Origin of the sequence: Amycolatopsis sp. WAC 04197, from assembly GCF_003947475.1 — a bacterium.
Lineage (GTDB): Bacteria > Actinomycetota > Actinomycetes > Mycobacteriales > Pseudonocardiaceae > Amycolatopsis > Amycolatopsis japonica.
Genome location: NZ_QHJK01000002.1, coordinates 1 through 22,025, shown reverse-complemented (window position 1 = coordinate 22,025; position 22,025 = coordinate 1). Strand labels below are relative to the sequence as shown.

Sequence of the window (22,025 nt, the reverse complement as noted above, 5' to 3'; positions counted from 1 at the left end):
CCTATCGCTGCTGCCCGGTCTTGGGGTCGTACTCGACCTCCACGGCGACGACCTGGTCGGTCGGCAGGACTTCGACCCATTCATCGAAGATCTGGTAGGGCAACGCCGGGCGGAACCCGCCGTCGAGCGGGTCGAAACCGGTTTCGAACACGCGCTCCGTGGCCAGAGTGTTGTCCATGTTCGTATTGGCGGCCTCGAGTTCCTGGGCCAGTTCGTCGAGTACCCAGCCGATGGTCTGGCCACGCCAGGTCTCCGGGTCACCCGTCTGCCATTCGTACTGTTTGCCGAGAGCGGCCTCGCCCTCGACATCGGCGCGTTTCAGCCAGTCGATGGCCTTGGTCTCGTGACCCGGCCGGATCGGGAGCACCACCTTGACCCAGGCGGCGTTGAGGAATTCGTTGCGCCGTTCGTCCCCGTCGGACTGGATCAACCAGCCGAGCGAACTTCCGGTGGGCGCCGGGTTCGATTTCTCGGTGATCAGGTAGTTGACGCGGTATTCCGGGTCCTTGACGGGATCGCCCGGCCCGCGGTTCTCCGAGCTGGTGTGGGAATACCAGCTCACCACCGTCTCGCCGTCGATCGGATCCGGCGACTTGTTGTCCCAGTTGTGCGGCGGCACCGGATAGCGGCCCTTGGTGTCCGGCCCCGCCGGGTCGGTGACGTTCATCGGCCGCCAGTAGTCGGGCGCGACGAAGTAGAGCATCCGGTCGACGTCGAACATCTGCCGGATCAGCTCGGCGGCCAGATGTCCGTCCGGGACCTGTTTGTTGAGCTGCTTGACCAGATCCGCGAACACGACCTGGCGTTCCTCCTTGCGGAGTTCCTCCGACGACCGGGCACGGACCTTGCTGACCAGGTCGACCCGGTCACTGACGGCCTGCGCGTACGTGCGGCGCTGGATCACCGCGACCGCGGCCTCGTACTCCTTGAGCGCGCGGTCATAGGATCCCTGGTCCGGGTGGGACTCGGGCGGTACCCACGTCAGCGAGAACGTCAGCGTCATCGAATCGGTGCCCGCCCAGCTGGCTTCGCTCGCCGTCAAGGAGAACTTCCCGCTCTTCGCGTTCTCAGGCCGTACTTCGATGTGGTGCGGGATGAGTTTGGCCGGCCCGCCGTTGCCGTTCTTCGCCTCCAGGACCACGATCCGGTCGCTCAGCTTGTACCCGGGAGCGGGCGGGACGGCCACGAAATCGTTGACCGCGTGGACGTGCTCGTTGTCCTCGTCCTCGTTGTTCATCCACAGCAGGCTTCCGTCCAGCAGATACGTCGCGCCGTTGTGCGGCGGGTTGCCGTTCTCCCGGTGATACCAGCGAAACGGGAAGACGCCGGTGAAGGTGACCGTCTTCTCTTCGAGTGCTGCGAGTGGCTCGGGTTTGCGCAGCGACGAAAGGTCCGGAGCCGGCACCACGTGGACGAGTTCACCGAGCCCCAGTTTCCGGCCGGGCGCCACCGACGGCTTCGGATCCGTTCCCGGCGGCGTGATCCCGCCTGGCCCGAGGAACACCTGCCAGCTCAGCTGCGTGCCGAGATGCTGCATCTGGACACCGACCTTGCGCATTTTGCGCCGCAGCTCGTAGTTGACGAGCTTGTTCGTGGTGTTCTGCACGACGTACCGACGGCTGGAGGTGTCCGTGGTCTCCGTGACGGTCTTGAAGGTCGTCTTGAAGTTACGGACGATCTCGCTGCTGACCTTCGAACTCTGCGTCCGGCTGTGCTTGTGGGTCTGTTCCGACGATTTGCCGGTCGACGTGGTCGTGCTGAACGTCGTGCTGACGTCGCCGTGATAGATCCCCGCGAACTTGGCCCCGGCGCTGGCACTCGCGCCGAGTGTGGTGTCGTTCGCGTTGTCCTCCTTGACCGCGTCCGCGACGTCGGTCTGTTCGGTCAGGCTCTCCTCGACCCGGCGCGTCGTCTGCTCGGACTGCTCGGCCGTCCGTTCGGTCAGCGTGCGGCGTGAGCTCGTTTCGACGACCTCGACGGTGCCGCCGGGGCTCAGCCAAAGATGCCCGGCGGGAACACCGAGGAAGGTGTCGAACTCGAAGAAGTACTCGCGGAACAGGTTGACGAGGCCGACCGGCGAAAGGATCCCTTCGACGGGTGCTTCGTCCGCCAGCGCCGCGACGGCCGCACCAGGCACCCGCTCCCCGGCGAAGCGTTCCGAACTCTGCGCACCCATCCAGCCCACGAGCGGCTGGTAGACACCGAAGACCTCGCTCGCGTACGGGTAGGTACCGGCGAAGTCGGCGACGGGCCGCCCGGTGAAGACCTGTCCTGCCGGCGAAGGCAGCGACTGGACGTTCGCGACCGTGCCTCCCGCGGTCTTCGCGAACGGCACCACACTCCACGGCCGCCCCGCCCCGGACGCGGCGACGAGGAAGAGCTCACGTTCGGTCTGTGCGGCAGGTGCGACGAAGGAGATCGTCTGGGTCCCGTTCGGCGAGCTGATCACCTTGCCCGCGTACTGGCGGCTGATCGTCGTGTCCTTCTCGAGGAACGCGCCGTTCAGCGCGGTGACATCCGGATACCGGCGAGGATCCTGGACATCGACCTCGGCGGCCAGTGCCAGCGCGAACCGCTGGTTCACGCCGATGAAGTCGCCGGGCGAGCCCTGCAGGGTGTAGGTCCAGACGTGATAGTGCGCGTTCGGGCCGCTGGTGGACAGCGGCACCTTTCCGGTGAACGTCACGGTCAATGGCACGGTGCTCCGCCCCTCGTCGATCTTCGCTGAATCGATGTCCATGCTTCAGCGGGCGGATCTTTCGAGCAGTGGACGGAGGGTTCGCCCAAAGGGCTTGATCGACCGCCCGTTGGTGCGGCGAGCCGGGTCGCGCCTTATTCGCTTGACGGAGTGAGCGCTCACTCCGCACACTGGACGCATGACAGAAACCACCGCCCGGCGGAGAGCGCCGGGGATGAGCGCCGACGAGCGGCGCCGGATGATCGTCCAGTCCGTGCTGCCCTTGCTGGTGGAGCACGGCGCCGGTGTCACGTCGAGCCAGATCGCGCGCGCCGCGGGCATCGGCGAAGGCACCGTCTTCCGCGTGTTCAAGGACAAGGACGAACTGTTCGCCACCTGCTTCGCCGAAGCGCTGAAGCCCGACCAGGTACTCGACGCGATCGCGGTCATCGACCTCGAACAGCCCCTCGACGACAGGCTCATCGAGGCGGCTGACGCGCTCAGCGCGCACCTCCAGCGGATGGGCGCGCTCATGGCGGTCATGCACGGTTCCGGCAAGCGTCCGGAGCATCGCCATGACGATCGCCGAGACCGGCGCAAGGAGTCGATGAGCGTGATGCGCGACGCCATGGCCGAACTGTTCGAGCCGGAGAAGGACCGGCTCCGCCTGCCGCCGTCGCAGTCCGCGGCACTCTTCCTGTCGCTGCTGTTCAGCGGCCGGATCCGGTTCAGCGAGACCGGGGACGAGCCCACCACGATGGAGCTCGTCGACGTGTTCCTCAACGGCGCCCTGGCGGCCGCGTGATCGGCCCGCCCGGTGGGAGCCTTGAACTGTTCATGGCTCGCGGCAGGCGCCGTCGTCCGCCGTCGACGGTGCCCGACAGCGGGCTGACCGGCCCGGTCGACATCCCGGAGCCCGAACCCGAAGCCGTCCCGAAAGACCTCAAGTCCCGGCTCAACCGCATGTGGGTCAACGTCGCGGGGACGGTCCGCGGCCTGCCGAAGGTCGCGAAGCTGACCTGGCAGGCAAGCCCGGTGCTGACCATCGTGATCACCCTGGTGACGCTGCTTTCCGGTCTCCTCCCGACGGCGACCGCGTACATCGCGAAGCTGCTGATCGACTCCGTGGTCGCGGCGATCCAGGGACACGGGACGAAGAGCGCGATCGTCGGTGTCGCCCTCTTCCAGTTCGGCATCCTCGTGCTCACCGCGATTTCGCAGGCGCTGACCACCTATGGCCAGTCGCTGCTGCAGGAACGGATGACGCTGACCATCCGCCATCAGGTGATGGACCACGCGAGCGAACTGCATCTTTCGTACTTCGAGGGTTCCGCGTCCTACGACATGTTGCGCCAAGCCGCGCAGGAGGCGCCGACCCGGCCGCTGTCGATGATGAACTCCGCCTTGGGCCTGGTCCGGACCGTGATCACCTTCGGCAGCATGATCGCGCTGCTCGTCTCGATCAGCCCGCTGCTGGCGCTCGTCGCCCTCTTGGCGCCGATCCCCGCGTTCATCTCGCAGTCGAAGTACGGCGCCCGCGCCTTCTGGCTGACGTTGATGATGTCGCCGCTGAAACGGCGGATGGACTATCTGTCCTCTTTGGTCACCACCGACACGTATGCCAAGGAGACCAAGCTCTTCGGCCTCGGCCCGTACTTCGTCGACCGGTTCCAGCGGCTCGGGCAGGTCTTCTACGACCGTCAGCGGATACTGACCCGCAAGCGCAGCGTCAGCTCGACATCGTGGGGTCTGCTCAGCACGGCCGCCGGATCCGCGATCGCGCTGTACATCGCGTTGGAGGCCGTCGGCGGCAGGCTCACCCTCGGCGACCTCGCGCTGTACACGGCGGCCGCGGCGTCGGTGCAGACGTCCGTCCAGGGTCTGTTCACCGCGTTTTCCGGGATGTACGAGAACAATCTCTACCTCGACACGCTGTATCGCTTCCTCGGGACGAAACCGGAGATCGTCGCGCCGCCCGAGCCGCGACCGCTTCCGTCCACTGTGGAGGGACACATCCAGTTCGAGGAGGTGTCCTTCACCTATCCAGGAGCGGCCGATCCCGCGCTCGACGGGGTGAGCTTCGAGATCCGGCCGGGCGAAACGGTCGCCGTCGTCGGCCGCAACGGGGCCGGGAAGTCGACGCTGTTCAAACTGTTGTGCCGGCTGTACGACCCGACGGGCGGCCGGATCCTGCTCGACGGCGTCGACATCCGCGAATACGACCCGGTGGCACTGCGGCGACAGATCAGCGCGATGTTCCAGGATTACGTGACCTACCAGGGCACCGCCGCCGAGAACATCGGACTCGGCGACCTGACGCACCTCGTCGACCGCGAACGGATCGAGACGTCGGCGAAACGCGCCGGCGCCGACGAGCGGATCGAGCGCCTGCCCAGCGGGTACGACAGCCCGCTCGGGCGCTGGTTCGACCAGGGCGTCAGCCTGTCCGGCGGCGAATGGCAGAAGATCGCGCTGGCCAGGGCGTTCCTGCGGGAAGCGCCGATCCTGATCCTCGACGAACCGACGTCCGCGCTGGACGCCCAAGCCGAGCACGACCTCTTCTCGCGGCTGCGGGAACTTTCGGAGGGGCGCACGACGCTCTACATCTCGCACCGGTTCTCCACCGTGCGGCAGGCGGAGCGAATCCTGTTGCTGGAGCACGGAAAGGTCGCCGAATACGGGACACACGACGAGCTGATGGCGGCGGAGGGGGGCTACGCCGAACTGTTCACGCTGCAGGCGGCCGCATACCTCGACGAGGCCTGACCGTGCGGCGGATCATGGTCGTGGGTTGCAGTGGCGCCGGGAAGTCGACGTTTTCGCGACGACTCGGCGCCGCGCTCGGCTTGCCGGTCATCCACCTCGACCGGCTCTACTGGCGGCCGGGGTGGACACCGGCGCCGGACACCGAGTTCCACGCCGCGCAACTACCCGCGCCGCATCTGCCTCCGGCGGGTGCTGGTGCGGAGCCTGCGCGAATACGGCCGGGACAACCAGGCGCCCGGCTGCCCCGAAAGACTGGATCCGGAGTTCTATTCCTACGTCTAGCGCTGGCCGAAGCACCACCGGGAACGGACGGTGCGACGACTGGCGGAGCAAGACGCGCACGCACGGCGGATCGTGCTGACCACGCCACGTGAGGCGGAGGAGTTCCTTCGCCGGATCTGCTGACCGGGGGTTGGGAGCAAAACGGGCAAGCCGTACGTTGTCCAGGTATGGCTGTCGCGTTCCTGCTCTATGTCGTCGCCGAGATCGCCGCCGTGTGGGCGGTGGGCTCGGCCATTGGCGTGCTCGGCACGATCGCGCTGCTCTTCGCCGGCGCGTTCGTCGGATCCTGGCTCGCACGCCGTGAAGGCGGCCGCGCCTTCCGGGCGTTCGCCGAATCCGCGCGGCTCGGCCGTCCCGCCGACGCGGAGAAGGAACTCACCGACGGGATGCTGATCGGGCTCGGCGGTCTGCTGATCCTGCTGCCCGGTTTCGTCAGCGACGTCATCGGCCTGCTGTTCATCCTGCCGCCGACGCGGAGTGTCGCGCGCAAGGTGTGGCAGAAGCGGATGCAGCGCCGGGCGGTCAAGTTCGCGAACCGCGCCCGTGGGCCGGTGATGGTCGTGGACAGCGAGGTCGTGACGGACACGCCGCCCGCGGAGGCCGCCAAGAAGCAGCCGCCGGTGATCGAGGGCCGCATCGTCGAGGGCTAAGCGCCGCTCGGCTTCGGGATGTCGAAGTACCCGCTGAACCGCACGGCCGGCGCGTACTCGCCCTTCACCTTCACCTTGCCCGTCACGAACATCGCCGCCACCGCCGCGTTGCCGGTCGCCATCCGGATGAAGTCGTCGACGGAAAGGGTGATGGTGGTGTCCGGAGTGCGCGCGAGATCCGTGCTCGAAACGCAGACGCCGTCTTCGATGACCGTTTGAAAACGATCGAAACCGTCTTCTCCGTCACCATCGGTGAAACGCCACGCGACGACGAAGTCGACATGGCGAGCGCGTTCGGGAACGAAATGGTCCGACATTCTGCGGAAAATCTCGTCGAGGAACGCGGAACGCAGTTCCGGGTGGTCGGCGATCGCCTTGAGCTGCTCCCGCGACGCCCGTTGCACGACGTCGACGAGCACCTCGGTCTCCAGTGAGCTCAGCTCGATGCCCGCACCGGTTTCGCCCAGCATGTGCAGGGTTTCGAGCACCTGGGTGAACTGCTCGGGGCTCAGTTTGGCGAGTTCGAGCTTCTCCGCGAACGCGTTGACGACGTGCTCGCCACCGGTGCGCGTCTTGTGCGTCCTCAACGGACGGGAAAGGCGTACCTTGTCCCGCCAGCGCCGGTTCGGGGAATTTCGGGGCACGGCACGGAAGTGTATCTGCTCGGCCGGGTTCAGGACGGTTTCGGAAGGTCGAAGAAACCGATGAGACCGGCCGCGAACGCCAGGTCACCTTTTACTTTGATCTTTCCGGTGACGAATAGCACAGCGGGCGTCGCCTGATGGGTGATGAGCCGGAAGAAGTCGACGGGCGCGATCGTGATCGTCACCCTCGGCTTCTCCTTCATGCCGCGGCTGACCGTGCACTCACCGTGCGAAATCACCGTCTCGTAGCGGTCGTAACCGCCGTCGCCGGTACCGCCGGACAGCCGCCAGTGGACGACGGCGTGCAGTGTCTTCGCGCGGTCCTGCCGGATGTGCGCGCCCATGCGGTCGAAGATCTCCCGGAGCACGCGCTCCCGGAGCGGCCGTTCGGCGACGACGCTCTCGAGTTGCGTGCGCGAGGCACGGGCGACGAGGTTCGCGAACCGGGCCGGGTCCACCTTGCGGAGGTCGAACGCGGGCGCGGACTCGGCGAGCCGCCCCAGCGCGGTGAGCAGCCGCCGGACGTCGTCCTTGCCGAGGTCCTTCGGGTCGATGGCGCCCGCGACCTCGTTGACGTCGAGAGAGTGCGCTTCGGCCGAGTCCGGCTCGATCCGTTCCAGCGCGTCGACCAGCGCGCGGCCGGTCAGCCCCACGATCTCGGTCATCTTCCCTCCAGTTCCACCTACCAAGGCGTAAGGCTACCCGCCAGTAGGTAGGCGGGCAAGCGTGCCGAAATCACCCATGCCGGTGGCAGCCCGGTAGCGTCTTACGCGAGCTAATGGGAGGTCATGAGTTGTCCGAGGAAGTGCCGCGTCCCGCCGAACGCGCCAAAAGGCTGCCGAGAGCGGTGCGGGAACGCCAGATCCTGGACGCAGCGGTCTCGGTGTTCTCGCGCTACGGCTATCACTCCGCGTCGATGGACGAGATCTCCGAGGTCGCCGGCGTGTCCAAGCCGATGATCTACACCTACCTCGGCTCCAAGGAAGACCTCTTCGGCGCGTGCATCCGCCGCGAAGCCACCCGCCTGCTGGAGGCGGTGCAGGACGGGATCAAACCCGATCTGCCGCCCGACATGCAGCTTTGGCACGGTCTGCGCGCGTTCTACCGCTTCGTCGCCGACTATCGCGAGTCCTGGACGGTGCTGCACCGCCAGGCCATGACCGTCGGCGGCACCTTCGCCGCGGAGATCACCGACATGCGCACCCGCGCGATCGAGCTGGTCGCCGCGCTGGTCGTCTCCGCCGGCACCCGCAAGGGCCTCGGCGAGCAGGCCGAGTTCTCCGGCGCCGGGCTGTCCGCCGCGCTGGTCGGGGCGGCCGAGTCGCTGGCCGACTGGGCGCTCGACCACCCCGATGTCTCCGACGGCGTACTCGCCTCGTGGCTGATGAACCTGGTCTGGCTCGGGTTCAACGATCTGGTCGAGGGCGAGATCTGGAAGCCGTCAGAGAGCGACGACTGAGCCCTCCAGATGCGGCTTCGGCTTGCGCGCGTTCCACAGCTCGAACGCCCAGCCATCGCCCTCACTCCACGTGGTGAAAGCGGCCTTGGCGGGCAACAGGACCGGCTGCTTGAACTTGACGTCGACGGTGAACGCCTCCGGCAGCCTGCCTTCGAACGCCGCGAGCGCGTGCGCCTTCGTCCACATGCCGTGCGCGATCGCGGACGGGAACCCGAACGCCTTCGCGGTGATCGGGTGCAGGTGGATCGGGTTGCGGTCGCCGGAGACCTCGGCGTAGCGGCGGCCGATGTCGCCGGGCACGTGCCAGATCGCGGTGGGCGAGGGCTGTGAGAGCTGGCCGCGCGAAGTCTTCTCGCCGCTGCCACCGCCGCGGCGCAGGTACGTGCTGACGTCCGTCCACACTGGACTGTCGTTGACGAGCAGCTCGCTGATCACGTCGAACTGCTTGCCCTTCTCGTGCGGGCGCAGATCCTCGGCGCGCACGCGCAGGGTGAACGACTCGTCGAGCCGCAGCTGCCGGTGCTGGGTGATCCGGTTGGCGACGTGCACCATGCCCAGCAACGGGAACGGGAAGTCGTCCTCGGTCATCAGCGCCATCTGCAGCGGGAACGCGAGGATGTGCGGATACGTCGCCGGGAGCACGTCGTCCAGCCGGAATCCGCACACCTGGTTGTACGCGGCGAGATGGGCCGGATCGACGACGACGCCCTCGCGGACGAACTCGGTCGACGGCAGCGCGTTCCCGCCGCTTTTGCGCAGCGAACCGAGCAACGCCTTGGGATACAACGAAGAAAGGCTCGGCGACTCGTGGAGTTCCTTGACCGCCATGTTCACGCCCCCAGCAGTGCCTGGCCGCAGACGCGGACCACGTTGCCGTTGACCGCGGCCGAAGCCGGGTTCGCGTACCAGGCGATCGTCTCGGCGACGTCGACCGGGAGCCCGCCCTGGCCGAGGCTGGACAGCCGCCGCCCGGCCTCGCGGATGAACAGCGGGACGGCGGCGGTCATCTTGGTCTCGATGAAACCGGGCGCGACGGCGTTGATCGTGCCGCCGTACTCGGCGAGCTTCGGCGCGCCGACGTTCACCATGCCGATGACGCCCGCCTTGCTGGTGGCGTAGTTGGTCTGGCCGACGTTGCCCGCGATGCCGGCGATCGAGGAGACGCCGATGATACGGCCGTTCTCGCGCAGCACCTTGTCCGTGAGCAGCTTCTCGTTCACCGCGAGCTGCGACGCGAGGTTGACGGAGATGACCGAGTCCCAGCCGCCTTCGGTCATGTTGCCCAGCGTCTTGTCGCGGGTGATGCCCGCGTTGTGCACGACGATGTCGACGCCGCCGTGGCGGGTGACGAGGTACTCGGCGAGCTTCTCGGGAGCGTCGGCGGCGGTGATGTCGAGCTGCAGCGCCGAGCCGCCGACCTTGTTGGCCACCTTCGACAGGTCCGCGCCCTGCGCGGGGATGTCGAGCGCGACGACGTGGGCGCCGTCGCGGCCCAGCACCTCGGCGATGGCGGCGCCGATACCGCGGGAAGCGCCGGTGACCAGGGCGACCTTGCCGTCCAGCGGCTTCGCCCAGTCAGCGGGCGCGGAGGCGGTCTTGGTCTCGGTGCCGACGCGGATGACCTGGGCGTCGACGAAGGCGGACTTCGACGAGAGCAGGAACCGGAGCGTGGACTCAGTAGCCTCTTCGGCCCCTTCGGCGACGTACACGAGCTGAGCGGTCGCGCCGCGCTTCAGTTCCTTGCCGACGGAACGGACGAAGCCTTCGAGCGCGCGCTGGGCGATCCGCTCATTGCCTTCGGCCAGCTCCGGCGGCGTCCCGAGGACGACGACGCGGCCCGACGGCCCGACGCTACGGATCACCGGGTGGAAGAAGTTGTAGACCTCGCGAAGCTGCTTCGGGTCCTTCACGCCTGTCGCGTCGAAGACGAGCGCGGCGTGCCTGTCCGTCGCGGCGGTGATGACCTCGATCCCCGCGCGGTGCAGCTGCGCCTCGATCACCTTTTCGAGGCGACCGCCCGGCGCGGCACCCAGAAGTGCGGGACCCTCGAGAGCGGGCTGGCCGGGCTTGTACCGGCGGAGCGTCGCGGGGTTCGGCAGGCCGAGCTTCGGCACCACGAACTTCCCCACCGGGGATTTCGTGAACTGCTGGTACCTGTCAGCCATTACGTGCCTCCCGTGCAGTTTGCGTCACGTCGCATTCTAACCTACTCGCTAGTAGGTTACAGTGTGAGAGAGCCTACGGAGGAGTGGAAAAAATGGCCACGAAAAGGACGGCACCCGTGCGCAAGGTCGCGATCATCGGCGGCAACCGGATCCCCTTCGCCCGCTCGAACGGTCCGTACGCGAAAGCGTCGAACCAGGACATGTTCACGGCCGCCCTCGACGGCCTGGTCAGCCGCTTCTCCCTGCAGGACGAGGTGATCGGCGAGGTCGCCGCCGGCGCGGTGCTCAAGCACGCCCGTGACTTCAACCTCGCCCGCGAAAGCGTCCTCGGCAGCAGGCTGAACCCCGCCACCCCGGCCTCCGACGTGCAGATGGCGTGCGGCACCGGCCTGCAGGCGATCATCAACGTCGCCAACAAGATCGCCCTCGGCCAGATCGACTCGGCCATCGCGGGCGGCGTCGACACCACGTCCGACGCTCCGCTGGCGGTCAACGACGACCTGCGCCAGATCCTCGTGCAGCTGAACGCCGCGAAGACGCTCCCCGAACGGCTGAAGCTGGCCGCGAAGCTGCGCCCCGGCCACATCGTCCCCGAGATCCCGCGCAACTCCGAGCCGCGCACCGGCCTGTCCATGGGCGAGCACGCCGCGCTGACCGCGAAGGTCTGGGAGATCACGCGCGAGGCGCAGGACGAGCTCGCCGCCACCAGCCACCAGCGGCTCGGCGCCGCGTACGACAAGGGCTTCTTCGACGACCTGGTCACGCCGTACCTCAAGCTGGCCCGCGACCAGAACCTGCGGCCGGACTCCAGCGTCGAGAAGCTCGCGAAGCTGAAGCCCGCCTTCGGTGGTCCTGACGGCACGATGACCGCGGGCAACTCGACGCCGCTGTCCGACGGCGCGTCGACCGTCCTGCTCGCGACCGAGCAGTGGGCGAAGGCGCGGAAGCTGCCGGTGCTGGCGTACCTGACGTTCTCGCAGACCGCGGCCGTCGACTACGTCCACGGCGACGAAGGCCTGCTGATGGCGCCCGCGTACGCCGTCCCGCAGATGCTCACGCGTGCCGGACTCACTCTGCAGGACTTCGACTTCTACGAGATCCACGAGGCCTTCGCCTCGCAGGTGCTCGCCACCCTCAAGGCGTGGGAGGACCCGCAGTTCGCGAAGTCGAAGCTGGGTCTCGACGAACCGCTCGGCTCCATCGATCGGGCGAAGCTGAACGTGAACGGCTCGTCGCTGGCGGCCGGGCACCCGTTCGCCGCGACCGGCGGCCGAATCGTCGCCACCCTCGCGAAACTGTTGAACGAGAAGGGATCCGGCCGCGGACTCATCTCGATCTGCGCCGCGGGCGGCCAGGGCGTCACCGCGATCCTCGAAAAGTAGCGTTCGCCCGCAGCGGATCGGGGAAAAACCCGGGTGTCTTTGTCGGTGCCCGGGTCTAGCGTGTGCGCATGTTCGCGGTTCAGGCGAAAGCGCTGGTCAAGACCTACGGTTCCACCCGCGCGCTCGACGGGGTCGATTTGTCGATCCCGACGGGCAAGGTGCTGGGGCTGCTGGGGCCGAACGGCGCCGGCAAGACGACGACGGTCCGCATCCTGACCACCCTGCTCCGCCCGGATTCGGGCGAGGCGGAGGTGGCCGGGCACGACGTGCTGGCCCAGCCCGACGCCGTCCGGCGGTCGATCGGGCTGTCCGGGCAGTACGCCGCCGTGGACGAGAACCTCACCGGCTTCGAGAACCTGTACATGGTCGGCAGGCTGTACGGGAGCAAGAAGGCGGCGGCGAAGTCCAGGGCGCGCGAGCTGCTCGCCCGGTTCCGGCTGGAGGACGCGGCGGATCGGCCAGCCAAGACGTACTCCGGCGGCATGCGGCGGCGGCTCGACCTCGCGGGTGCGCTGGTCGCCGAGCCGACCGTGGTGATCCTCGACGAACCGACCACCGGGCTCGATCCGCGCGGCCGGATCGACACCTGGGAGGTCATCAAGGAGCTCGTCGCCGACGGCACCACCGTGCTGCTGACCACGCAGTACCTGGAGGAGGCCGATCAGCTCGCCGACTCGATCGTCGTGATCGACAAGGGGAAGGTCATCGCGCGCGGCACCGCCGACGAGCTCAAGCAGGAGATCGGCGGTGAACGGCTGGAGCTCGTCGTGGCGGACACGAGCGATCTCGCCATGACCGCGCAGGTGCTCACCGAGGTCGGCTCGGGCACGCCGTCGGTCGACGAGCACACCCGCAAGGTCGACGTCCTGGTCGAGGGCGGGCCGAAGGCGCTGATCGAAGCACTGCGGCGGCTCGACGGCCACGGCGTCGCCGTCCAGGACGTCGCGCTGCACCGGCCGACGCTCGACGACGTCTTCCTTTCGCTGACAGGGCACGCCACGGACGAGGGGGAAAAGAAGTGAGCGCGGTCGCGAAGGCCTTTTCCGACGGTGGCGTGATCACCTGGCGGAACCTGAAGAACGTCCAGCGCAACCCGGACTGGCTGATGGCGGCGACGCTGCAGCCGATCATGTTCGTGCTGCTGTTCGCGTACGTCTTCGGGGACGCGATCGGCGGCGAGGCGGGCGGGCTCGCGTACCGGGAGTTCCTGATCGCCGGCATCTTCGCGCAGACGGTCGCGTTCAACTCGGCGTTCACCGTGATCGGGTTCGCGAACGACCTGCAGAAGGGCATCATCGACAGGTTCCGGTCGCTGCCGATCTCGCGGCTCGCGGTGATCTTCGGCCGGACGACGTCCGACCTGGTGATCAGCGTGGTCGCGCTGGTCGTCATGTCGCTGTGCGGGCTGCTGGTCGGCTGGCGGATCCGCGGCAGCTTCCTCGACGCCGTGCTCGGCTACCTGGTGATGCTGATGTTCGCCTGGGCGCTGTCCTGGGTCGGCGCCTGGATCGGGCTGGTCGCGCGCAGTGTCGAGGTGGCGCAGAGCGCCGGGCTGATGTGGATGTTCCCGTTGAGCTTCATCTCGACGGCGTTCGTCCCGGCGGACAAGCTGCCGGGCGTGCTCAAGGCCATCGCCGACTGGAACCCGTTCACCGCGGTGATCAACTCGGCCCGCGACCTGTTCGGGAACCGTTTCGGCGCGCCCCCGACGGGCTGGCCCGCCGAGCACGCGTCGCTGTACGCGATCCTGTGCTGCATCGCCATCATCGCGATCTTCGCGCCGCTGGCGACGGCCCAGTACAAGAAGGTCGCGAGCCGGTAGAAAAACTTCTGTGCACAAATGTCGAACCGCCGTCGAGCCGCTCGACGCGTCGGTGAAGGGCGGGGTAGAAACAGCCCCGCCAAGACACTGAGGAGCGACGATGCGGTTTCTGATGATGCACCGGCTGGACGAGAGCGCCCCGGAGGCCTGGAACCCCAGCAAGGAGTTCATCGAGAAGATGGGCGCCTTCATCGAGGACTCGTTCGAGAAGGGCATCCTCATCACGGCGGAGGGCGTGCACCCCTCCGAGCGGGGCGCGAGGGTCCGCAAGGTGCGCGGCGGCAAGATCACCGCGACCGACGGCCCGTTCACCGAGGCCAAGGAGGTCATCGGCGGGTTCGCGCTGATCAACGCGAAGGACCTGGCGGAGGCCGTCTCGTTCGCCGAGTCCTACGCGGCACTGTTCGAGGAGATCGAGGTCGAGGTCCGCACCGTCGTCGAGGCGGAGGACATCGAGGCCTTCACCTCATGACCCCACGCGTTTAGTCCTCTGGATGCGCTTTTCCGCATCCAGAGGACTAAACGCGGGTCGTCACTTCGTGATGGCCTTCTCGGCCTTCTTCGCCAGCTTCTCGGCGCGCTTCTCCGTCTTGGCGGCGGCCCGCTTGGCGCGCCAGCCGAGCGACGGCTTGCCCGCGGTGTCGGCGGCGGCCAGCAGCAGGCCACCGGCGAGACCGGCGTTCTTGATGAACTGGATCTGCTGCTGCTGACGCTCGGCCGGTTCCTTGATCTCCCAGAACCGGTGCGCGGCCAGCGTGGTCGGGACGAGGCTGCCGAGCAGCAGCATCGAGGCCAGGCGCGGCGCCTTGCCCGCGGCGAGCGCGACCCCGGCGCCGACCTTCACCGCGGCGTCGATCCGGACGAGGGTGGCGGGGTCGCGCGGCACCGATTCCGGCACCACGCCCTCCAGTTTGTCGAAGGACTCGGTGAGGAACGGCTCCACGGCTTTGGCGTGCCCCTGGGTGTCCTTCAGCGCACCGATCCCGCCGGAGATGAAGATCGCGGCGAGGAGCGGACGTGCGACGCGACGGAGAATCACGGTCGTAAACCTTTCTGGATCCGGACCCGGGAAACAAACCTATCCCCAGTCTTCCCGCCCGCCACCGCGCCGAACCGCGCTAACGGTGTATCCCGGAATATTTCTCTGACGCTAGACAGCACTAGATTTCGCTAGCGCGCCCGATACGCCTTCGGCAGCTTGAAGCCGCGGTCGGCCGCGACCTGCCGCAGCCGGTCCGGATAGTCGGTGATGATGCCGTCGACGCCGTCGTCGATGAGCTTGTGCATGGTGGCCGGGTCGTCGATCGTCCAGGGCACGACCTTGATCCCCGCCCGGTGCGCCTCGGTGACCAGCGCCTTCGTGGTGAACGGCCGGTAGTCGGGGTCGCCGACCTTGCCGCCCTGCGGGTTGCCGTGCACCGGCGAAAGCGCGCTCGCGCCGAACGACTTCACCGCGCGGACGGGGCTGCCGCCGAAGTCGTCGATGTCGAGACCGCCGAGCCAAGGCGACTTGCCCGGCTGCCCGACCTGCAGGAACTCGGGCTGGGTCAGCGCGACCGTCGGGATCCACGGCGCCACTTCGCGAAGCCGCATCAACGCGCCCCAGTCGAAGCTCTGGACGGTGACGTTCCGCGCGAACCCGCCACGCAGGATCTCCCGCACCACCCGCTGGACGAACTGCTCACGCGGCGCCGTCTCGTGCGGGGCGGCGGCCTCGACCTTGGTCTCGATGTTGAACTCGATCCCCCAGGCGTGGTGGTCCCTGGCGAGCTGGAACAGCTCGGCGAGCGTCGGCATCTTGGCGCCGGGGGACAGTGTCTGACCGGGGTGGGCGGGCTGCCGGATCGAGCCGCAGTCGAGCGTGCGGACCTGCGCGAACGTCAGATCCTTCACGTACTTGCCGACGTACGGGTACGCCGGGTCGCCAGGCGTCGCGGGCGCGGTGTCGCGGCACTTCGCGGGTGTCGTCTTGCGGTCGTGGGTGATGACCTCGCGACCGTCCTTGGTGATCTGGATGTCGAGTTCGAGCGTGGTCACCCCCAGCTCCATCGCCTTGCCGAAGGACGCGAGCGTGCTCTCGACCGTGAGGCCGAGCCCGCCGCGGTGAGCTTGGATGTCGAAGGCGCGACGCGGTTGCGCGTCGGCGACCCCGGCCGTCGTCAAGGTCAGCGCAGCGGCCATGACCAGCGCGAATGTCTTCATCCGTGAACCATGCCACGGTCGGGTGAACTTCGATTGACTTTGACGCAACGTCAACCTCTACCTTCGTGGACATGCCGAACGAGACGGAGTGGTCGATCCAGGACATCGCCCGCTCGGCCGGGACCACAAGCCGCACGCTGCGCCACTACGGCGACATCGGGCTGCTCGAACCGAGCCGGGTGGGGAGCAACGGATACCGCTACTACGACCAGGACGCGCTGGTGCGGCTGCAACGGATCCTGCTGCTTCGCGAACTCGGGCTGAGCCTGCCCGCGATCGGCGAAGTCCTCGAAGGGGAGCAGGACACGACGGCGGCGCTACGCACCCACCTGAAGTGGCTGGAGCAGGAGCGACAGCGGCTCGGACGGCAGATCGAATCGGTCAAGACGACCTTGAGGAAGACGGAGAGAGGTGAACAACTGATGGCAACGGAAGTGTTCGACGGCTTCGACCACACGAAGTACGAGAAGGAGGTCACCGAACGCTGGGGCGCCGACGCCTACAAGCAGGGTGACCGGTGGTGGAAGTCGCTGAGCGCCGAGGACAAGAAGGCGCACCAGCAGGAACAGAAGGACATCGCGGCCGCGTTCGGCGAGGCCCGCGCGCAGGGCCTGCCCGCCGACGGCGACGAGGCCCAGGCGATCACGCGGCGGCTGTACGAATGGCTCCGGCCGGCCGTGCGAGCCGTGTCGAAGGGTTACTTCGCCGGTCTCGGGCAGCTGTACGTCGACGACCCGCGTTACGGGCAGTACGACGAGAAGTACGGCGCCGGCACCGCGGAATACATCCGTGACGCGATGACGATCTACGCGGAACGCAACCTGAGTGAGTAGGAACGGGGGACGGGGCTGCAGACCCGTCCACTCGGAGTAACCCGCCACGACACGCCTATCCCTCTATGGCGGAATATCGGGCGAGAGCTAGAAACCCCGATAGCGTGTGAGAGTGGATCCCATCCGCAACCCCTTCGCCCCGGGTGCCGGTCAACGGCCGCCCGAGCTGGCAGGTCGCGTCCGCGAGCTCCAGGCCTTCGAGGTCGTGCTCGAACGGGTCGCGCGGGGGAGACCGGAACGCAGCCTGATGCTGACCGGCCTGCGCGGCGTGGGGAAGACCGTATTGCTGGGCGAGCTGCGCTCGCGGGCCATCAAGCACGGTTGGGGCGCCGGCAAGATCGAGGCCCGCCCGGACACCGAACTGAGGCGGCCGCTCTCGGCCGCGCTGCACCGCGCGATCCGCGATCTCGCCGTGCGCCATCGCGCGCCGGACCGGGTCGAGCAGGTGCTCGGCGTGCTCAAGGCGTTCGCGCTGCGCGCCAACAAACCGGACGCGAAGCTGCGCGACCGCTGGCAACCGGGCATCGACGTGCCCGCCGCGCAGGGCCGCGCCGATTCCGGCGACATCGAGATCGACCTGGTCGAACTGTTCACCGAGGTCGCGGAGCTGGCGGCCGACGTCGGCACCGGGGTCGCGCTGCTGATCGACGAGATCCAGGATCTGCTGCCGGAGGACGTTTCCGCGCTCTGCGCCGCCTGCCACGAGCTGTCGCAGTCCGGGGCGCCGTTGGTCGTGGTCGGCGCGGGACTGCCCCACGTACCCGCCGTCCTGTCGGCGTCGAAGTCGTACTCCGAGCGCCTCTTCCGCTACGCGCGCATCGACAGGCTGGAGCGTGAAGACGCCGACCTCGCGGTGATGGCGCCGATCGAACGTGAGGACGCGGGCATCGAGCCGGAGGCGCTGGACGCCCTGTTCGACGCGTCCGGCGGCTATCCGTACTTCATCCAGGCCTACGGCAAGGCCGCCTGGGACGCCGCGCCGGCGGACCCCATCACCGTGAAGGACGTCCAGGTCGCCGCCCCGGAGGCCGAGTCCGAGCTCGCGGTCGGCTTCTTCGGCTCCCGCTACGAACGCGCGACGCCCGCGGAACGCGAGTACCTGCTCGCGATGGCGGAGCTGACGCAGGGGCGGGACGAGTCCGCCGGGACCGCCGATGTGGCCGTCTACCTGGGGCGGAAGCCTTCGTCGCTGTCACCGGCGCGGGACAGCCTGATGAAGAAGGGGCTGGTGTACTCCGCCGAACGCGGGCACATCGCCTTCACCGTCCCGCACTTCGGCCACTACTTGCTCGGCCGGGACTAAGCCTCTCTCAAGCTTTATAGCCTCAGCTCTAGAAAACGGTAGAGACCCCTACCGTCGCTTCGTCGCGCCTTCCGGTGTTATCAAGAAGTGACCGGCGCCACCAAATCTCTCCGGTTTTACGCTCATGTTGCCGATGATTCATCGGCAGGTGTGCCAAGTCACCGGATAATCGTTGGCATCCTTGTGAAAAAGGGTGCATACTAGGAGCACAGCCACGAAGACGCAAGACCTACTCCCAAGGGGATGACAAAAACCGATGAACAACATCGCCGCCAAGCTCCGTGCCCGTCGCGCCGAGGCTCGCACTCGCCGGGCGCTGAACCGGGCGATCGACACCGCGGCCACCGCGACCGTTCGTCAGGAGCTCATCGCTATCTCCCAGGCGCGTCACACGCACATGCGCTGACCCGACAACAACCGTTGTAGGTGTCGCCCGTTCGAGTGACCTACGACACATAGTGCGTGAGGTGTAACGCCGTGGAACGCGGCGTCGATACCCACTACGACCCCGTGATGCTGGCGGACCCCCGACCTGGCAGCATCACGGGGTTTCCATATGTCCGGACCCCGAAAGATTCTTGCCTTCACCGCTTCGCGGAGTAACACTTGACCTCGTCAACAAATCTGTTGAGGTGGTCAAATGAATCGTTCCGCAGACCGGGTGGCGACCGTCCGGGCCTTCAACCGCCTGTACACCGGCGTGATCGGCGTCCTCGACGAAGGACCGGCCGACGCCGAGTACTCCCTGAGCGAAGCCAGGGTCATTTTCGAACTCGCGCAGCAGGACCAGACCCAGGTCACCGACCTGCGCAAACGTCTCGACCTCGACGCCGGGTACGCGAGCAGGCTGCTCGCGAGGCTCGAGGGGCGCGGCCTGCTCACCCGTGAACGCAGCGACGAGGACGCCCGCCGTCAGATCGTCCGGCTGACCGAGAACGGCCGCAAGGCCTTCGCCGTCCTCGACGAACGGTCGGTGGGCCGGATCGGCTCGCTGCTCGGCCGGTTCGGCGACGACGAACAGCAACGGCTGCTCGGCGCCATGGACACGATCACCTCGCTGGTCGGCGAGCGCGCCGCGGATCCGACGCTGGTCCTGCGCCCGCCCCGGCCGGGTGACTTCGGCTGGGTGGTCCACCGTCACGGCGCCCTCTACTCCCGCGAGTACGGCTGGGACGAACGCTTCGAAGCTCTCGTCGCCCGTGTCGTCGCGGAGTACGTCGACAGGCGCGGCGATCCGCGCCAAGCGGGCTGGATCGCCGAACTCGACGGGGAGCGCGTCGGCAGCATCTTCTGCATGCCCGCCGAAGACGGCGTCACCGCGAAGCTGCGCATGTTGCTACTCGAACCGGCCGCACGAGGACGGGGTGTCGGGAAACGCCTGGTCAGCGAGTGCGTCGAGTTCGCGAGGGCGTCCGGCTACCCGGCGATGGAGCTCTGGACGGTCTCGTTGCTGGAGGCGGCGAGGGCGATCTACCAGAAGGCCGGCTTCCAGCTGGTGAGCGAAGAGACGATCACGGGCTTCGGTTACGAGCTGACCGGGCAGACCTGGCGGCTGGAGCTGTGACGTGTTCGTCGTCTACTGCCCCGTCTGCGATCGGCGGTCCGTGGTCGGGGTCGACTCGATCGATTTCGTCGACGACCTGACGCCGGGCATGATCTCCGTTTCCGGCCGCTGCCCGGACGGCCACTACGCCGTCCTGCTGACCGGGAAATCCTTCGCGCCCGACGCGCCCTGTGTGCGCGAAGTCCAGCACGTGTTGAAACGCCGTCGCCGCCGGACCAGGCTTGGTGCCTGGTTCGCGCGGCAACGTGAACTGCACGACCGGCTCTTCCGCTATTGATGTCGATTCCCCGGGGGCTCGTTCGTCTAGGGGCCATCGATTCCAAGGAGGACACCATGCCCCAGTACGTCGGTTTCCTGCGGTCCCAGTCGGATTCGCATGATCACCTCGGCCCCGACGAAGCACAACGCGTGCTCGAGAGCTACATCGCCTGGGCCGACGAACGCACGAAGGAGGGCCGGTTCGTCGTCGGCGGCGGGCTGTCGCGAGGCGGCCGGGTGCTGCGCGGCACGGGCGGCGAGGTCGGCGCGACCGACGGGCCGCACACCGAAGCCACCGAGATCGTCGGCGGCTACCAGGTGATCGAGGCCGTGGATCTCGACCAGGCGGAGAAGATCTTCGCGACGCATCCGCATCTGAAGTTCGGGCCGATCGAGGTGCGCAAGGTCGGCGAACGCGGTTGTGAGGACTGACGCCGTCATGAGCCGCCCGGCCGGCGTGGTGGAGCATCTGTTCCGGCACAGCGCCGGGCGGATCGTCGCCACGCTGGCCAGGGCGCTCGGCCCCGAACGCCTGGACCTGGCCGAGGAGGCCGTCGCCGACGCGCTGGAGCAGGCGCTGCGGACCTGGCCGCAGACCGGCGTGCCGGACAATACGCGCGGTTGGCTGTTCCGGGCGGCGAGGAACCGGGCGATGGACGTCGTCCGGCGCGAACAGACCTTGCGCGCGCTGCTGCCGCGGCTCGTGGAGCTGAACGGCCACGAAGCCGACCGGCGTACGGACGACGAGCTCGTGTTGATGCTGCTGTGCTGTCATCCCGCACTGCCGATGGTCTCGCAGGTGGCGCTGACGTTGAAGACCGTCGGTGGGCTCGGGGTGAACGAGATCGCGGCGGCCCTGCTGACGAAACCGGCGACCGTGGCGCAGCGGCTCGTGCGGGCGAAGAAATGGCTGCGGGAGTCGGGGAAGCCGCTCACGCTGCCGGGGCCGGACGCGCTGGAGTCCAGAGTGGACAGTGTGCTGGCCGTGCTCTATCTGCTGTTCAACGAGGGCTACGACGCGACGACCGGCGAGGTCGCGGTGCGCGGCGAACTGTGCGGCGAGGCGATCCGGCTGGGGCGGCTGCTGCTGGCCGAGCCGAAGACGGATCTGCCGAGGGTGCGGGCGCTGGTCGCGCTGATGCTGTTGCAGGGGAGCAGGCTGCCCGCGCGGGTGGACCGCGACGGTGACCTGCTGTTGCTCGACGAGCAGGACCGGGATCGCTGGGATCACGCGATGATCGCCGAGGGGACGCGGCTGTTCGAGCGGGCGTGCACCGGGCCGGAGATGTCGGCGTATCACGTCGAAGCGGCGATCGCGCTGTGCCACAGCACGGCTTCGCCGCCGGATTGGCGCCGGATCGTCGGCCTGTACGACGACCTGCTGGCGCTGCGGCCGTCGCCGGTGGCGCGGCTGAATCGCGCGATCGCGCTTTCGATGGTGGACGGCGCGGCGGCCGGGATCGCCGAACTCGAAGCCGTCGAGGCCGAACTGCCGGACTACACGCTGCTGCCCGCCGTCCTCGGCGCGCTGTGGCTGCGGGCCGGCGACCCCGGGCGAGCCGCGGACCACTACCGGCGTGCGCTCGCGCTGCCCTGCTCGGAGCCGCGACGTCGCTTCCTCAACCGACGACTGGCGTCCTGCCCACCCGATTGACCAGGCTTTTTTCGCTTCCCCCCGCGTACCCCACCCCCCACCGCTCCCAGGGGGGCGCGCCCCGCACCAGCGTATCGCGAGGGGGCGACGCGGGGTGGGTTCCGGTGGGGGTGGGGGCCGAGTTGTCCACAACGGCGGGTGGGTGTGGACAACTCGGGGTGGGTGTCTCGAAGGGGGCCTTGGGGACATTGAGCGTCCCAAAGGGACCCTTCAGGACGCGGAGATCCGGCAGGCGACACGTCGCGAAAGATGCTCCTATTGATGTCAAGGGGTGTGGGTGAGGTCTGTGATGAGTGCTCGGTGGATTTCGCGTGCTGTGTAGCGTTTGAGGCAGCGGATGATGTGTCGTTTGGGGAGGCCTTGG

At 67.9% G+C, this 22,025-nt stretch carries 22 protein-coding genes; 15 read left to right on the top strand and 7 right to left on the bottom strand.

All coding sequences use genetic code 11. The annotated features are described in order from the left end of the window. Position 1: 1 nt before the first annotated feature. Entirely contained in the window at positions 2–2,740 is a 2,739-nt protein-coding gene (locus tag DMC64_RS07160) for a hypothetical protein (RefSeq protein WP_199754930.1), read from the bottom strand. Between the two features lie 172 nt (positions 2,741–2,912). Here DMC64_RS07160 and DMC64_RS07155 point away from each other — a divergent pair, with 172 nt between their 5' ends. The 3 genes from DMC64_RS07155 to DMC64_RS07140 all read left to right on the top strand — a co-directional run bounded on the left by DMC64_RS07155 (position 2,913) and on the right by DMC64_RS07140 (position 6,375). Beyond that, complete coding sequence (locus DMC64_RS07155; RefSeq protein ID WP_125733640.1) at positions 2,913–3,482, top strand: TetR/AcrR family transcriptional regulator; 570 nt, start codon at positions 2,913–2,915, stop codon at positions 3,480–3,482. A gap of 32 nt (positions 3,483–3,514) precedes the next feature. Continuing rightward, positions 3,515–5,443, top strand: a complete 1,929-nt coding sequence (locus tag DMC64_RS07150; protein WP_125732967.1) for an ABC transporter ATP-binding protein — start codon at positions 3,515–3,517, stop codon at positions 5,441–5,443. 449 nt (positions 5,444–5,892) lie between these two features. Continuing rightward, positions 5,893–6,375, top strand: coding sequence for an FxsA family protein (locus DMC64_RS07140; protein ID WP_038521751.1), 483 nt, complete (start codon positions 5,893–5,895; stop codon positions 6,373–6,375). Here DMC64_RS07140 and DMC64_RS07135 read toward each other — a convergent pair. Next, positions 6,372–6,962 carry an SCP2 sterol-binding domain-containing protein gene (locus DMC64_RS07135; RefSeq protein ID WP_063274062.1) on the bottom strand — a complete coding sequence of 197 codons (591 nt, stop codon included), beginning with the start codon at positions 6,960–6,962 and terminating at the stop codon, positions 6,372–6,374. The two genes, DMC64_RS07140 and DMC64_RS07135, sit on opposite strands and share 4 nt — an antisense overlap. Before the next feature lie 86 nt (positions 6,963–7,048). Beyond that, a complete protein-coding gene (locus DMC64_RS07130) occupies positions 7,049–7,684 on the bottom strand; it encodes an SCP2 sterol-binding domain-containing protein (RefSeq protein ID WP_125732966.1) in 636 nt (211 codons plus the stop codon). Positions 7,685–7,812: 128 nt separating this feature from the next. Here DMC64_RS07130 and DMC64_RS07125 point away from each other — a divergent pair, with 128 nt between their 5' ends. Next, entirely contained in the window at positions 7,813–8,478 is a 666-nt protein-coding gene (locus DMC64_RS07125) for a TetR/AcrR family transcriptional regulator (RefSeq protein WP_016338219.1), read from the top strand. Here the strand turns inward: DMC64_RS07125 and DMC64_RS07120 are convergent. Continuing rightward, positions 8,461–9,306, bottom strand: a complete 846-nt coding sequence (locus DMC64_RS07120) for a MaoC/PaaZ C-terminal domain-containing protein (protein ID WP_037334328.1) — start codon at positions 9,304–9,306, stop codon at positions 8,461–8,463. The genes DMC64_RS07125 and DMC64_RS07120 overlap by 18 nt on opposite strands. A 2-nt stretch (positions 9,307–9,308) precedes the next feature. Continuing rightward, complete coding sequence (locus DMC64_RS07115) at positions 9,309–10,643, bottom strand: 3-oxoacyl-ACP reductase (RefSeq protein ID WP_125732965.1); 1,335 nt, start codon at positions 10,641–10,643, stop codon at positions 9,309–9,311. 92 nt (positions 10,644–10,735) lie between these two features. Between DMC64_RS07115 and DMC64_RS07110 the strand changes: the two genes are divergently transcribed. The 4 genes from DMC64_RS07110 to DMC64_RS07095 all read left to right on the top strand — a co-directional run bounded on the left by DMC64_RS07110 (position 10,736) and on the right by DMC64_RS07095 (position 14,319). Further along, on the top strand, positions 10,736–12,025 hold the full coding sequence (locus DMC64_RS07110) for an acetyl-CoA C-acetyltransferase (RefSeq protein WP_125679467.1): 1,290 nt from the start codon (positions 10,736–10,738) through the stop codon (positions 12,023–12,025). A gap of 68 nt (positions 12,026–12,093) precedes the next feature. Beyond that, complete coding sequence (locus DMC64_RS07105; protein ID WP_037334320.1) at positions 12,094–13,047, top strand: daunorubicin resistance protein DrrA family ABC transporter ATP-binding protein; 954 nt, start codon at positions 12,094–12,096, stop codon at positions 13,045–13,047. After that, positions 13,044–13,847, top strand: a complete 804-nt coding sequence (locus DMC64_RS07100) for an ABC transporter permease (RefSeq protein ID WP_037334316.1) — start codon at positions 13,044–13,046, stop codon at positions 13,845–13,847. The genes DMC64_RS07105 and DMC64_RS07100 overlap by 4 nt, the downstream gene beginning before the upstream one ends. 100 nt (positions 13,848–13,947) lie before the next feature. Further along, positions 13,948–14,319: a YciI family protein gene (locus DMC64_RS07095; protein ID WP_125732964.1), complete on the top strand. Its 372-nt coding sequence runs from the start codon at positions 13,948–13,950 to the stop codon at positions 14,317–14,319. A 60-nt stretch (positions 14,320–14,379) separates the two neighbouring features. Here the strand turns inward: DMC64_RS07095 and DMC64_RS07090 are convergent, their stop codons facing one another. Next, positions 14,380–14,886, bottom strand: coding sequence for a DoxX family protein (locus DMC64_RS07090; protein ID WP_037334313.1), 507 nt, complete (start codon positions 14,884–14,886; stop codon positions 14,380–14,382). A gap of 131 nt (positions 14,887–15,017) precedes the next feature. After that, complete coding sequence (locus DMC64_RS07085; RefSeq protein WP_038521772.1) at positions 15,018–16,049, bottom strand: glycerophosphodiester phosphodiesterase family protein; 1,032 nt, start codon at positions 16,047–16,049, stop codon at positions 15,018–15,020. 71 nt (positions 16,050–16,120) lie between these two features. Between DMC64_RS07085 and DMC64_RS07080 the strand changes: the two genes are divergently transcribed. The 7 genes from DMC64_RS07080 (at position 16,121) to DMC64_RS07055 (ending at position 21,661) form a co-directional block, all read left to right on the top strand. Then, on the top strand, positions 16,121–16,882 hold the full coding sequence (locus tag DMC64_RS07080; RefSeq protein WP_125732963.1) for a MerR family transcriptional regulator: 762 nt from the start codon (positions 16,121–16,123) through the stop codon (positions 16,880–16,882). Positions 16,883–16,994: 112 nt separating this feature from the next. After that, on the top strand, positions 16,995–18,185 hold the full coding sequence (locus DMC64_RS07075) for an ATP-binding protein (protein ID WP_007032375.1): 1,191 nt from the start codon (positions 16,995–16,997) through the stop codon (positions 18,183–18,185). A gap of 256 nt (positions 18,186–18,441) precedes the next feature. After that, positions 18,442–18,591 carry a hypothetical protein gene (locus DMC64_RS42940; protein WP_007032374.1) on the top strand — a complete coding sequence of 50 codons (150 nt, stop codon included), beginning with the start codon at positions 18,442–18,444 and terminating at the stop codon, positions 18,589–18,591. Between the two features lie 234 nt (positions 18,592–18,825). Continuing rightward, a complete protein-coding gene (locus DMC64_RS07070) occupies positions 18,826–19,749 on the top strand; it encodes a helix-turn-helix domain-containing GNAT family N-acetyltransferase (protein ID WP_125732962.1) in 924 nt (307 codons plus the stop codon). Position 19,750: 1 nt separating this feature from the next. Continuing rightward, positions 19,751–20,026: a hypothetical protein gene (locus DMC64_RS07065; RefSeq protein ID WP_125732961.1), complete on the top strand. Its 276-nt coding sequence runs from the start codon at positions 19,751–19,753 to the stop codon at positions 20,024–20,026. Positions 20,027–20,082: 56 nt separating this feature from the next. After that, the gene (locus DMC64_RS07060; RefSeq protein ID WP_125732959.1) at positions 20,083–20,439 is read left to right on the top strand and encodes a YciI family protein; all 357 of its coding nucleotides are present in this window, start codon (positions 20,083–20,085) and stop codon (positions 20,437–20,439) included. Positions 20,440–20,446: 7 nt separating this feature from the next. Beyond that, complete coding sequence (locus DMC64_RS07055) at positions 20,447–21,661, top strand: RNA polymerase sigma factor (protein ID WP_125732957.1); 1,215 nt, start codon at positions 20,447–20,449, stop codon at positions 21,659–21,661. Positions 21,662–22,025: the final 364 nt, after the last annotated feature.